The sequence below is a fragment of the Vibrio ichthyoenteri ATCC 700023 genome, assembly GCF_000222605.1.
GTDB lineage: Bacteria > Pseudomonadota > Gammaproteobacteria > Enterobacterales > Vibrionaceae > Vibrio > Vibrio ichthyoenteri.
This window is the reverse complement of sequence record NZ_AFWF01000143.1, coordinates 12842-26252: the sequence shown is the minus strand read 5'-3', so window position 1 is coordinate 26252 and position 13411 is coordinate 12842. Positions and strand designations below refer to the sequence as shown.

Below are 13411 nucleotides of genomic sequence, written 5' to 3'. Positions count from 1 at the left end.
ATGACTCTGTTGATGCGAAGGGCAGAGAGTATCTCTGGTTTACAGGGCAAATATCAAGCAAGAGCCTCAACAAAGTGAGGCTCTTTTGATTTGGATTAGCTTATTACACCGTTATTCTTCGCTGATGGCGGCGCTAACCGCAGGTAGTCCACCAGAAGCGACGGGCGTTGCCGCAGAGGCTGGGCCAAGCGAACTGCTTGCGGCAGATAACACACTCGGGTCCAATTGGATCACAGTTAAGTCATTGATATCTACTTCACCTTCATCAGGGGTTTGCTGCTCAATATGACCGATAATGCTCTGGTAGTAGCGACGAATGTTTTCCACGTAATTCTTCGCTTCATCACCACGGGCATAACCATAACGGGTTTGGCGATGGTACTTAGCTTGACGAAGCAGCGGTAAACGCTCTTTTACATCAGACCATTGGTCAGGGTTGCCACCTTGTTTTTTGGTTAAGCGACGCGCATCCATTACGTGACCGTAGCCAACGTTATAAGAGGCTAATGCGAACCAAATCTTCTCATGCTGTTCAATAGAATCAGGGATTCGAGCCACCATTCTGCGTAAGTATTCCACGCCACCTTTGACGGATTGCTCAGGGTCAAGGCGATTGGTTACTCCTACACTTTTCGCCGTCGGCAGTGTCAGCATCATCATGCCGCGCACTCCCGTTGGTGATCTTGCGATTGGGTTCCAGTGTGATTCTTGATATGCCAGTGCCGCGATTAAGCGCCAATCAAACTCTTCAGAGTATTGCTTAAACAATGGTGACCATTTTGGCAGCTTTTTATCTAAAGCACGGATAAATGCACGGGTATCAACATAGTCAAAGGTGCCGACATGGCCGATGTACTTTTCTTCCAGTTGCGCCAATTCACCTGACTGCTTTAGGTTACCGAAAAATTCAATCACCATCGCATAGAGGCTTTCATCCTCCGAGCGGGGTAAAAACCATGACGTGGGTTGATCTTCGGTAAGTTCAAACGCCGTCGCGACATCTGGGTAGATGCGTTGTGATAAAGAGACTTCGACTGAATCGGCGACGGTAAAGCGGATCTCGCTTTCTGAAACCTGCTTGAGCAGGTCGTTGACATCCGCATTAGGATCAACCGTGTATTCAAATTCAGGGTGCGCTTGTTGAATTTTACTTAATGTTTGATTGAAATGGGAATCGCCGACGATGGTTACGATGGGCTTACCGCCGTTCTCAGCCATGAGTTCATTTTGTTTGGCGAGCAATTGCTCAAGGTTGCGCGGACGCCATTTGCCTTTCTCATAGATCAACTGTTGGCTGACATAGTAGTAAGCAGGGCCTGGGCGAAAGCGCTGTACGCGTTCAGGTGACTGAGTCAAACCAGCCGCAATAATGTCGATTTCACCATTTTCCAATGCAGGGTAGAGGTTGGCGATACGATATGCCGGCTTCATTTCGATGCGTACGCCAAGCTCTTCGGCAAATTGACGTGCTATTTCATAATCTAAACCGGCAGGACCATCTGGACCAATGTAGTAGGAAAGCTGATTATTTAGGGTACCTACACGTAAAACGCCGCGTTCGCGGATTTGGTCTAAATCGCTTTTCGGTTCAGATTCAATTTGACAGCCAGCAAGTATCATTGCGCTGAAAGCAAGCACGAGGTAAGTTCGTGCTTTGGTTAAAATTTGGCCATTCATTTATTGATTCTCATACTTCATATATGGCCTTTATATCAGAGTGGGAAGATAAGGCAAAGTGCAGCGAAAGCTATCGCGACCACCGCTTTGTTTTTGCACAATCTCGCTGTAATTCAAATTTGACAAAAAAAATTGCGCAAACGTTTGCTTTTGATGTTACATCACAAAAACAATTGCTTTATAATGCCTGCGAAATCGCGAGGTAGGATTGGTGTGAGTTCGTATGTTTTCTTTATTAAACTGCTGAATTTACTCCAATATTACTTCATATCCTATCAGCCTTTTGAGCAAGCTTAATCGCACAAAAGGTAAATAGACCCTAACCCATTGTAGAGAGACCTAAGCACATGAGAATTTTGCGTGGCTCCCCAGCTCTTTCAGAGTTTCGTGTTAACAAGCTACTTGAACTTTGCCGTGAACAGCAATTGCCTGTGACTGCTATTTACGCTGAGTTTATGCATTTTGCTAACTTGACGGCCGAGCTTGCTCAGCCTGAGCTTGAGAAGTTAGAAAAACTGCTTACTTACGGCCCAACGATTGAAGAGCATGATCCTGAGGGTCTTCTACTTCTGGTGACACCACGCCCAGGTACTATCTCGCCATGGTCTTCTAAAGCAAGCGATATTGCTCGTAACTGCGGTTTGAACCAAGTTCAACGTCTTGAGCGCGGTACAGCATATTACGTCGAAAGTTCTACTGAGCTGAGCGAACTGCAAAAGCTTGAGCTAAAAGCTATCTTGCACGATCGCATGATGGAAGTTGTATTCACAGATTTCGATTCTGCTGAAGCATTGTTTAAAGTGTCACAACCTACGCCTTACACGGAAATCGATCTCCTTGCTGGTGGCCGTACTGCGCTTGAAAACGCAAACGTTACCCTAGGCCTTGCTCTGGCTGAAGATGAAATTGATTACCTGCTAGAAAGCTTTACTGAGAAGCTAGGTCGTAACCCAACTGACATCGAGCTAATGATGTTTGCACAGGCGAACTCTGAGCACTGTCGTCACAAGATCTTTAACGCAGATTGGACTATCGATGGCGTTAAACAAGATAAATCATTGTTCAAGATGATTAAGAACACCTTTGAAGTGACCCCAGATCACGTACTTTCTGCCTATAAAGATAACGCGGCAGTAATGACGGGTTCTGAAGTAGGTCGTTTCTTCCCAGATCCAGAAACTCGCCAGTACAACTACCACCAAGAGAAAACACACATCTTGATGAAAGTTGAAACGCACAACCACCCAACGGCTATTTCCCCATGGCCGGGTGCATCAACAGGTTCCGGTGGCGAGATTCGCGATGAAGGCGCGACCGGTATTGGTGGTAAGCCAAAAGCGGGTCTTGTGGCTTTCTCTGTCTCGAACCTTAAGATCCCGAACTTTGTTCAACCTTGGGAAACTGACTTTGGCAAGCCAAGCCGTATCGTAACGGCTTTGGATATCATGCTTGAAGGTCCGCTAGGTGGCGCGGCATTCAACAACGAATTTGGTCGTCCAAACCTACTTGGCTACTTCCGTACTTACGAAGAGAAAGTAAACTCTCACGCTGGCGTTGAAGTGCGTGGTTACCACAAACCAATCATGCTGGCAGGTGGTCTTGGTAACATTCGTGATGAGCACGTGCAGAAGAAAGAGATCCCAGTTGGTGCAAGCCTAATTGTTCTTGGTGGTCCTGCGATGAACATCGGCCTTGGTGGCGGTGCGGCATCTTCAATGGACTCTGGTTCTTCTTCTGAAGATCTAGACTTTGCTTCAGTACAACGTGAAAACCCAGAGATGGAACGCCGTTGTCAGGAAGTTATCGACCGTTGTTGGCAGCTAGGTGATGCGAACCCAATCGCATTCATCCACGATGTGGGCGCGGGCGGTATCTCAAATGCCCTTCCTGAGCTAGTAGACGACGGTGAGCGCGGTGGTATCTTTAACCTACGTGACGTACCAAACGATGAGCCGGGCATGAGCCCACTTGAGATTTGGTGTAACGAATCTCAAGAGCGCTACGTAATGGCGGTTGCCGATAAAGACATGGCAACATTTGACGCGATTTGTAAGCGTGAGCGAGCACCTTACGCAGTGGTGGGTAAAGCAACGGAAGAGCGTGAACTTAAACTTGAAGATTCACACTTCGACAACACGCCAATCGACATGCCAATGGACATCCTATTAGGTAAAACACCTAAGATGCACCGTGACGCAAAAACGCTAAAAGTAAACAATCCGGCGATCGATCGCTCTGGTATCGAAATCAACGAAGCGATTGATCGTGTTCTTCGCCTACCAACAGTGGCTGAGAAAACCTTCCTTATTACGATTGGTGACCGTTCGGTAACTGGCCTTGTCGCTCGTGACCAAATGGTTGGTCCATGGCAGGTTCCTGTTGCTAACTGCGCCGTAACAGCAGCAAGCTACGACTCTTACCATGGTGAAGCTATGTCTCTTGGTGAGCGTACGCCAGTGGCACTTCTAGACTTCGGCGCATCGGCTCGTCTAGCGGTTGGTGAAGCAATTACTAACATCGCAGCGACCAACATCGGCGATATCAAACACATTAAACTGTCGGCTAACTGGATGTCTCCAGCCGGTCACCCTGGTGAAGATGCTGGTCTTTACGAAGCGGTTAAAGCGGTGGGTGAGGAGTTATGTCCAGCGTTGGGTCTCACTATCCCTGTGGGTAAAGACTCAATGTCGATGAAGACTAAGTGGGAAGAGAATGGCGAGCAGAAAGAAGTCACCTCTCCGCTATCTCTTGTTATCACGGCGTTTGCTCGTGTGGAAGATGTTCGTAAGACAATTACTCCTCAGCTTCGCACCCCTGATAACCTCGAAGGACTAGGCGACACTTCACTGATTCTTATCGACCTAGGTAACGGCAAAAACCGTATGGGTGCGACAGCACTTGCACAAGTTTACAAGCAGCTTGGTGATAAGCCTGCAGACGTAGACAACGCAGCGCAACTGAAAGGTTTCTACGAAGGCGTTCAAGCACTTGTAGCGAACGACCAAGTTGTCGCTTATCACGATAAAGGTGACGGTGGTCTATTCGTAACACTAGCAGAAATGGCGTTCGCAGGTCACTGTGGTGTTAACGCTGATATTGCAGCGTTAGGTGAAGATACGCTAGCGGCACTATTTAACGAAGAACTAGGTGCAGTGATCCAAGTTCGTAACGATGAGCTAGATGCCGTGCTTTCTACTTTGGCAGTCAATGGCCTAGAAGCGTGTTCACACGTAATCGGCTCGGTGGTTAATTCTGATGAAATCGTGATTAAGTCAGGTGAGTCTATCGTTATCGCACGCAACCGTACGGAACTACGTACTATCTGGGCTGAGACAACGCATAAGATGCAAGGTCTACGTGATAACCCAGCATGTGCTGACCAAGAACACGAAGCGAAGAAAGACAACTCAGACCCAGGTCTAAACGTGCAACTTAGCTTTGACGTAAATGAAGATGTTGCAGCGCCATTCATCAACACAGGTGCTAAGCCTAAGATGGCGATTCTACGCGAGCAGGGTGTTAACTCTCACGTTGAAATGGCAGCAGCATTTGACCGTGCAGGCTTCGAAGCGACTGATATCCACATGAGTGACATACTAACCGGCCAAGCGGTGCTAGAAGAGTACAATGGCCTTGTGGCTTGTGGTGGTTTCTCTTACGGCGACGTACTAGGTGCCGGTGAGGGTTGGGCTAAGTCTATCTTGTTCAACGATGATGCACGGAACCAATTTGAAGGCTTCTTCAAGCGTAAAGATACCTTCTCGCTAGGTGTGTGTAACGGTTGTCAGATGTTGTCTAACCTACGTGAACTTATCCCTGGTGCTGAGTACTGGCCTCGTTTCGTGCGTAACGAATCAGAGCGTTTCGAAGCGCGTTTCAGCTTAGTCGAAGTTCAGAAGTCTGATTCTGTCTTCTTCAACGGTATGGAAGGTTCTCGTATGCCTATCGCGGTTTCTCACGGTGAAGGCCGCGTCGAAGTGCGTGACAACGACCACCTAAACGCGATTGAAAACTCAGGTACGGTTGCTCTGCGCTATGTTGATAATAACGGTAACCCAACGCAGCAATACCCGAACAACCCGAACGGTTCGCCAAACGCTATCACAGGTTTAACGACGACTGATGGCCGTGTGACTATCATGATGCCGCACCCAGAGCGTGTATTCCGTACGGTTGCAAACTCTTGGGCACCAGAAGGTTGGGGCGAGAATGGTGCTTGGATGCGTATGTTCCAAAATGCACGCAAGAACGTGGGTTAATTTGAGAAAGTGATTCTAATCTGACTCTCTTTTGTTTAACAAAGCGCAGCCGAATTGGCTGCGCTTTTTATTCTTTAGAGCGTGAATCGAGCCTGTAAGGGATATCGAACAAGTTTGTGATCAAGATCTTATTAGAAAAGAACAAAATAATTGCGGCGCGCTAGAATCTTTTATGCTCTAATACCGCGCTTACCAAGGGATGGTGTTAAACAGCTCAGCTTCGATGGAGTTATCAAGTTGACCGATCCCTGAATAATCCCTAGGAAATAGAAATGTCTAAAAACAAAAAATTTGCAATCCGCGTGACTGAAAAGCGCGCTGGTTGGACTGCAGAAATCACTCGTCAAGTTACATCTCGCAAGACCGTTGTATCTAAGCGTGAAGCGGGTTTCGAAACTGAAGAGCTTGCACAAGCTTGGGCTGAGAACGAGCTACTAGGTTTTGTAAAAAACCAAGCAGAGCGTAACGAGCGTAAAGGTCAACAACGTGTTGAGCGTAACGAACGTCAAGAGCGCCTAGAGCGTAAAGCTGCTTACCTTCAAGCTCGTAGCGAAGCTAATGATGATGCAGACGAAGAGTTTGACGATTACGAAGACTAATCTCTCCGTTTTTGTATTCCATAGTCGCAATAGCGTGCCTAGCGGAATTGCCCAACTTCAGGTAAGAATTCAAAACCTGCTGTTGCGAGTTTGGCTTCTAAATCGGCTTTATCGATATCAAAAAACGCCACTAACTCATCAAGATCGCCATTGAAATCGTCACGCAGTTTTAAGTTGACGATACTCATGAGCATGACGGTGTCCATGCTTTTAAAATTGGCTAAATCCATACTTAATCCTCGAAATCGGAAATGAGTAGGTTTGCCGCGGCAAAGGCTGCTTTTTCGCGGGTTGCCAGCTCAAGCGTTGTATCAGCGGCAATTTCATTTAGTGTGCGCACGGCACAAGTAATGGCTTGTGGGATGTAGCCTTGATCACCACTGCCAATTTGTGCGTAAAGCTCGCGTATTAAGTCACAACAATCGTAAACTTTCATCGTCATCTACTTCCAATAAAAATGAGAACTGCTCTCAATATACACAGAGTTGCAGGCAAACTCAAAGCGAGAGCTTGCGCTATCTCAAGCCTTGTGTGGAAATGCGGTTAATTTATGCTATCCCATTAACCTAAAGCGGATTAGCTTTGGCTGTTTACTTGCATTTCAAGCTGTTGCGTGACCTCTGGAGCAAGCTGCAGCTGTTTAGCCAACTCTTGTAAATACGCTTTTTCCATAAAGTTTTGTTCATCAACGACTAATAATGACGCAAGGTAGATTTCTGCTGCTTGCTGTGGACTAGACGCTAAGCGGGCGATTTGGGCGGGATCGAGCGGTTTATTGAGCTCTTGATGAATCAGCTCGCGCAGTTCCTGATCCGCACCTGATTGCTCAATCGCCGATTCTATTTGCAGCATTTCATCGCTGTCGACATGCCCATCAGCCTTGGCTGCCGCTATCATTGCTTTAATGATTAGCTGGTTGTGTATCGGTTGGTTATGGTCAAACTGTTCGTTGCTGGTGGCAGGCGTTGATTGTTTGCTCTGCCAATCGTTGTAAACCTTGTAAGCCAATGCGCCAAGAGCGGCCGCGCCGCCTACTTTTAGAGCGCTTTTGCCTACTTTAGCACCCATTTTTCGACTCTTTTTTGATCCCATTAGCAGGCCAACCAAGCCGCCGCCAACCGCGCCAGCACCAAGCGTCTTCAGTGATCCTGAACTGGATTGCTGTTTGAGTTGCTGTTGGCCTTGGCGAACAATGTCAGAGTTCATTGCTTGATTAAGTAGCGATTTTAGATCCATAAGAAGCTCCAGTAGTGGCGTAATTAACTCTTAGAGTGAGTGTAAGAACATTAGCAGAGCAAAAATGAACGTAAGATTAATGGGATAAGGTTTTGAGAGTCGAGGTTGAAGAGAGAATGGAATCGGGAAGCGAGATTAAAGAGGCGATATAAAAGAGGCGATATAAAAGAGGCGATATAAAAGAGGCGAGAATTGAGATAAAAGAATCGAGAGTTTAGAAGCGAAAGTTGAGAATCGAGAAACGAGAGGTGGGTAACTTCTCGCCTCTCGCTTTTTCTCGCCTCTCGGAGCGAAGCGTTCTGCTGTTAGCTTTTTCTCGCTTCTCGAAGCGAAGCGTTCTATCTTAAAACGCTACTCTGGTGCGTAACCGTACATGCTAAGTAGCTCTCCATCGAGGTGAGCTGATTTTCCATCAACCATGACTAAACGGCCCTCAACAAACCATTTTGCGACCATCGGATAAATACGATGTTCTTGGTTTTGCACTCGTTCGGTAAGGCTTTCTACAGTATCTTCGTCAAAGATCGGTACTTTGGCTTGTAGGATCACAGGGCCACCATCAAGCTGCTCAGTGACAAAGTGAACACTGGTGCCATGTTCTTCATCACCGGCATGAATCGCACGTTGATAAGTATTTAAGCCTGGGTATTTCGGCAGTAAGGAAGGGTGAATATTGATCATGCGGCCCATATAGTGGCGAACGAATTCGCCACTCAAGATACGCATATAACCCGCCAAAATAACTAAGTCCGGCTTAAACTCGTCCATTTGACGCATTAATTCATGATCGAAAGCGTCGCGAGTATCGAATGCTTTAGGATCGAGAAATACTCCTGCCGCACCCGCGTTTTTTGCACGCTCAAGCGCATAGGCTTCCGCTTTATTTGAAAATACGGCGGTGACTTTGCCATCGGTGATTGAAGAATCACACGCATCAATGATGGCCTGTAGGTTGGAGCCATTTCCTGAAACTAAAACAACGATACTCTTCATGCTTAATTGATCTCTACTTGCTCTTCGCCTGCTTGTGCTGGAGCAATTTTACCAATTACCCATGCGTTTTCACCTTCGTCTTGTAGTAGCTTCACTGCTGCATCGGCTTGATCAGCTGGAAGGGCAACAACAAGGCCAACGCCACAGTTGAAGGTGCGGTACATCTCGTGCGTTGTTACGTTGCCTTTCTCTTGTAGCCACTTAAAGATTACAGGCCATTCCCAGCTGTTACCATCAACAACGGCTTTGGTGCCTTGTGGAAGAACGCGTGGGATGTTTTCCCAAAAACCACCACCAGTAATGTGTGAGATGGCATGAATGTCATGCTGCTCAATCATTTTTAGTGCCGATTTAATGTAAATACGTGTTGGCTCGAGTAGGTGTTCGCCAATCGTGCGACCAGCAAGCTCTTCGTTTTTGTCTGCGCCAGAAACTTCAAGGATCTTACGCACCAATGAGTAACCATTTGAATGAGGGCCACTTGAACCAACGGCAATCAGGGCATCACCCGCTGCAACTTTGCTGCCGTCGATGATGTCTTCTTTTTCTACTACACCAACGCAAAAACCAGCCACATCGTAATCTTCGCCTTCGTACATGCCTGGCATTTCAGCTGTTTCGCCACCGATCAGTGAGCAACCAGCTTGAATACAACCTTCAGCGATACCCGTGACTACGTCGGCTGCAGTATCAACATCGAGTTTACCCGTTGCATAGTAATCAAGGAAAAAGAGTGGTTCGCCACCTTGTACAATAAGGTCGTTAACACACATAGCGACAAGGTCGATGCCAATGGTGTCATGCTTATTCATATCCAATGCGAGACGAAGTTTAGTACCGACACCATCTGTGCCTGATACCAATACTGGCTGTTTATATTTGGTCGGCAGTTCACAAAGTGCGCCAAAGCCACCAATTCCACCCATAACTTCAGGGCGACGAGTGCGTTTTACAGCACCTTTAATTCGATCAACAAGTGCATTACCTGCATCGATATCAACGCCAGCATCTTTATAACTCAGAGAAGTATTATTGCCACTCACAGGAAGTCCTCGGTTAAGTAAATTGGATATGAGAAAACGGCGCTATTCTACCAGTTGATAAATACCAATAGCAAACGTTTGCGTCAGTTTTTTATCTTATACAAGATCAAGAAATTGAGAACGAAATCGTTTATAATCTGAAGGTTTATTTGAAAAATACCCTATTTGCCGGAGATGGACATGAAAGTTGTTGAAGTAAAACACCCGCTTGTTAAACACAAAATTGGTCTAATGAGAGAAGGTGACATCAGCACTAAGCGCTTCCGCGAGTTAGCGACTGAAGTTGGTAGCCTACTAACTTATGAAGCAACCGCAGACTTTGAAACTGAAAAAGTGACCATTGATGGTTGGAATGGCCCAGTTGAAGTAGATCAAATCAAAGGTAAAAAAGTAACAGTAGTGCCAATCCTACGTGCTGGTCTTGGTATGATGGATGGTGTACTTGAGCATATGCCAAGCGCACGTATCAGTGTTGTTGGTATTTACCGTGATGAAGAAACACTTGAGCCAGTACCATACTTTAACAAGCTTGCTTCAAACATTGATGAGCGTATTGCGCTCGTGGTTGACCCAATGCTTGCAACGGGCGGCTCTATGATCGCAACTATCGACCTGCTTAAAGAGAAAGGTTGTCAGGCAATCAAAGTGCTGGTACTTGTTGCGGCTCCTGAAGGTATTGAAGCTCTAGAAAAAGCGCACCCAGATGTAGAACTATACACGGCTGCGATCGATGAAAAACTGAATGACAAAGGTTACATCGTTCCGGGTCTTGGTGACGCAGGCGATAAGATCTTCGGTACTAAGTAAACCGAATCCGATAAAAAAAAGAGGAGCTGATGCTCCTCTTTTTTTGTGTTTAGAATATGTTCTCACAGAGCATGTTAGCGCGAATAGGGAATCTCGCTCTTAGCTTTCCGCTTCTGCTCTTAGCTTTCCGCTTCTAAGCTCTCGGCTCTCGCTTCTGCTTCTAGCTCTTCGCTTCTAAACTCTCAATTCTCGATTCAGCTCTTAGCTTCTTGCTTCCGCTCTTAGCTCTGCTTACTTCTTCAAACCCAACGTTCCACCTACACGTGGCTTATTGCTTGGGCGTGATGAGTTTGGGCGCGATGAACTCGGGCGCGAGCTATTGTCGTTTGAACGACCTTTGTAGCTTGGCTTGTCATTGTAACGGTCATTGCTGCGGTCGCTTCTACGATCGCTATTGCGCTCACCATTACGTTCGTTACCACGCTCGCGATTTTGTTCACCATGGCGACCTTTCTTTGAGTTAGGCGCATGGCGGAACTCATCGGCATTACGACCTTTAAAGGTGCGAGTGTTTTGATTGCGGCGCGCAGTGGAATCTTGGTTCTCTTCGCGGCTATCAAACAGTTTTGCATCGGTCGCTTTACGGATGTGCTTGCCTTTAGAATCGGTTTTAGAGGCTTCTTCTGTGCTTACAGAACCTTCACACATGGCATGAATTTCATTGATTTCGTCATCACTCAAATAGCGCCAACGACCATTTGGAATATCATCTAGCGTGATGTTCATGATACGCACTCGGCGCAGTTTAAACACTTCATAGCCAAGCGCTTCACACATACGACGAATTTGACGGTTCAAGCCCTGCGTCAATACGATACGGAAAGAGAATTTGGTTTCTTTAGTCACTTTACATGGCAAGGTGACGGTATCGAGAATATTCACCCCAGCGCCCATACGGCGGATGAAATCGTCTGTGATTGCCTTGTCGACACGGACGACATATTCTTTTTCGTGGTTGTTGCCAGCACGCAGAATTTTGTTGACGATATCGCCATCGTTGGTCAGAAAGATCAGACCATCAGACGGTTTATCAAGACGACCAATAGGGAAGATACGTGAGCGGTGGCCAATAAAGTCCACAATGTTACCTGGAATATCACGTTCAGTAGTACAAGTGATACCGGTTGGCTTATTCAAAGCAATATAAACAGGTTTTTCTTTGGCTTTTAGTGGTTGGCCATCAATACAAACGTCATCACCAAGCATAACTTTGGTTCCCATTTCTGGGATTTGACCATTAATGGTTACACGACCTTGATCAATCAGCTTATCAGCCTCACGACGTGAACAGTAGCCGGTTTCACTGATGAATTTATTTAGGCGTTTAGCGTTATCTTGTGACATTTAGGTCTTCCTCAACGTTTCCCAACGGCAGTTAATTAGAAAAAAGCGCAGCTACCTGGCTGCGCTTCACATTTTAACACTAAGAGAAAGCCTTAACCTAACCGTTTTTGATGGCGCTCACGGTTTTCCAGCTTCTTTTCTTGGCTTTTTCTTAAAAGAACATAAACCGCGCCCGTGCCGCCATGAAATTGCTGGGCACTATGGACTGACTGGACTTCTTTAATTTGTTCTAACCATTGTGCGAGGTAGCTTTTCATTTGCGCAGGAGGGTTAGAGCGTTCACCACGTCCATGAACGATGAGTACGGTGCGAATGTCCATGCGGATACATTGCTTTAAGAAAATGACGACTTCGTCGCGCGCTTGCTTTAGCGTACGACGATGTAGGTCTAGTTTGGCTTGAATTGGGTATTTGCCTAAGCGTAGTTTTCGGTAGACACCTTCTTGTACGCCATTGCGCTTGAATTCGATAATATCTTCAGGTTTAAGCAAAGGGGCGTAGTCAATCGAGAGATAATCAGGATCTTCTTCGGTCAACCATATCGCGGCGGCTTGTTTGGCGAGTTGAGCATCACTGGTGTGATGGATCTTTTTTAATTCAGCCGTGTCGTTATGGAGAGGTTTTACATCGCCCATTAATTGTTGGAAAAGGGCGAAATCATCTTCTTGAGACATAAGGGCATCTCAGGTTTTGAATCCAATAGACTAATTATACTGAAGCGGATGAGTAAAAGGGCAAATTTTTATGATCAAATTTGTCTCTAAGCATTGCCAATAACTAAAAAACCGGAGCAGATAAATTATCGACTCCGGTGCATAGCGTAATGTTACCCAATAGCGATGCTAATTGATCTAGTGAGGAGATTCGTCTGTCATTACCTTGTAAATGATGAAACCGCCATAAAATAGCATAAGACCTAAAGCGCTGAAGATGACAAGCATTGATGAAAGCCCTACAGCGTTACCAAAAAGAAGATCAAGCCAAAAGTCCATGTTTCCTCCAAAGTTCTGAAGACAAAACTACGTTAACGGATGGGGTGTTAAATGATAATGATCTGGATCAATTGTGTTCTTTTGGTTGTTATTGTGTTTTTCTTTGTGCGCTTTCAATCACACTTTGTGGCCCGTTGCTGATGTTTTAGGCAAACAAACAGTAAAAGGCAAAAAGCTGAATAAAATCACTTGCGTTAAGTTCAGGAATCCGTAATATACGCCTCGTCGACAGGCAATACGACTTGTAAGACATCTCGGTGAATAGCGCAGCTTGGTAGCGCATCTGGTTTGGGACCAGAGGGTCGGGGGTTCGAATCCCTCTTCACCGACCACTTTTAAGAAAAAGGCTCTACAGAAATGTAGAGCCTTTTTCGTATCTGCGCATTTTGTATATCTCCCATACTCAAGAGCGCAGGAAAAGAATAGGCACTTGGAAAAAGATACCCGTCACTCTCGGTGAG

12 protein-coding genes and 1 tRNA gene are annotated in these 13411 nt (G+C 46.2%); 4 read left to right on the top strand and 9 right to left on the bottom strand.

All coding sequences use genetic code 11. From position 1 onward, the window contains the following. Nucleotides 1-111: 111 nt before the first annotated feature. The gene (mltF, locus tag RH85_RS10495) at nt 112-1677 is read right to left on the bottom strand and encodes a membrane-bound lytic murein transglycosylase MltF (RefSeq protein ID WP_006712207.1); all 1566 of its coding nucleotides are present in this window, start codon (nt 1675-1677) and stop codon (nt 112-114) included. Between the two features lie 347 nt (nt 1678-2024). On the opposite strand from mltF, the gene purL reads away from it, so the two are divergent. Together purL and RH85_RS10480 are read left to right on the top strand one after the other, a co-directional pair. Then, entirely contained in the window at nt 2025-5936 is a 3912-nt protein-coding gene (gene purL / locus RH85_RS10485) for a phosphoribosylformylglycinamidine synthase (protein WP_006712206.1), read from the top strand. Between the two features lie 272 nt (nt 5937-6208). Then, complete coding sequence (locus tag RH85_RS10480) at nt 6209-6535, top strand: DUF3622 domain-containing protein (RefSeq protein ID WP_006712205.1); 327 nt, start codon at nt 6209-6211, stop codon at nt 6533-6535. A gap of 38 nt (nt 6536-6573) precedes the next feature. On the opposite strand, the gene RH85_RS10475 is transcribed toward RH85_RS10480, so the two are convergent. The 5 genes from RH85_RS10475 to purM form a co-directional block, all read right to left on the bottom strand. Then, the gene (locus RH85_RS10475; RefSeq protein ID WP_006712204.1) at nt 6574-6765 is read right to left on the bottom strand and encodes a DUF4250 domain-containing protein; all 192 of its coding nucleotides are present in this window, start codon (nt 6763-6765) and stop codon (nt 6574-6576) included. Between the two features lie 2 nt (nt 6766-6767). Next, the gene (locus RH85_RS10470; protein WP_006712203.1) at nt 6768-6971 is read right to left on the bottom strand and encodes a YaeP family protein; all 204 of its coding nucleotides are present in this window, start codon (nt 6969-6971) and stop codon (nt 6768-6770) included. A 140-nt stretch (nt 6972-7111) separates the two neighbouring features. Beyond that, nucleotides 7112-7771 carry a tellurite resistance TerB family protein gene (locus RH85_RS10465; protein WP_006712202.1) on the bottom strand — a complete coding sequence of 220 codons (660 nt, stop codon included), beginning with the start codon at nt 7769-7771 and terminating at the stop codon, nt 7112-7114. A 351-nt stretch (nt 7772-8122) separates the two neighbouring features. Then, nucleotides 8123-8764, bottom strand: coding sequence for a phosphoribosylglycinamide formyltransferase (gene purN / locus RH85_RS10460; RefSeq protein ID WP_006712201.1), 642 nt, complete (start codon nt 8762-8764; stop codon nt 8123-8125). Between the two features lie 2 nt (nt 8765-8766). Next, nucleotides 8767-9807 (bottom strand): phosphoribosylformylglycinamidine cyclo-ligase, encoded by a 1041-nt coding sequence (purM, locus tag RH85_RS10455; RefSeq protein WP_006712200.1) that lies wholly within the window; start codon nt 9805-9807, stop codon nt 8767-8769. A gap of 180 nt (nt 9808-9987) precedes the next feature. Here purM and upp point away from each other — a divergent pair, with 180 nt between their 5' ends. Next, nucleotides 9988-10614: a uracil phosphoribosyltransferase gene (gene upp / locus RH85_RS10450; protein ID WP_005599329.1), complete on the top strand. Its 627-nt coding sequence runs from the start codon at nt 9988-9990 to the stop codon at nt 10612-10614. A 231-nt stretch (nt 10615-10845) separates the two neighbouring features. Here the strand turns inward: upp and rluF are convergent, their stop codons facing one another. The 3 genes from rluF to RH85_RS22280 form a co-directional block, all read right to left on the bottom strand. Continuing rightward, on the bottom strand, nt 10846-11958 hold the full coding sequence (gene rluF, locus RH85_RS10445) for a 23S rRNA pseudouridine(2604) synthase RluF (RefSeq protein ID WP_006712199.1): 1113 nt from the start codon (nt 11956-11958) through the stop codon (nt 10846-10848). A gap of 92 nt (nt 11959-12050) precedes the next feature. After that, entirely contained in the window at nt 12051-12632 is a 582-nt protein-coding gene (gene smrA, locus RH85_RS10440; protein ID WP_006712198.1) for a DNA endonuclease SmrA, read from the bottom strand. A 177-nt stretch (nt 12633-12809) separates the two neighbouring features. Beyond that, nucleotides 12810-12950: a DUF3149 domain-containing protein gene (locus RH85_RS22280; RefSeq protein ID WP_006712197.1), complete on the bottom strand. Its 141-nt coding sequence runs from the start codon at nt 12948-12950 to the stop codon at nt 12810-12812. Between the two features lie 255 nt (nt 12951-13205). Between RH85_RS22280 and RH85_RS10430 the strand changes: the two genes are divergently transcribed. After that, nucleotides 13206-13282: transfer RNA gene (locus tag RH85_RS10430), tRNA-Pro, on the top strand. Nucleotides 13283-13411: the final 129 nt, after the last annotated feature.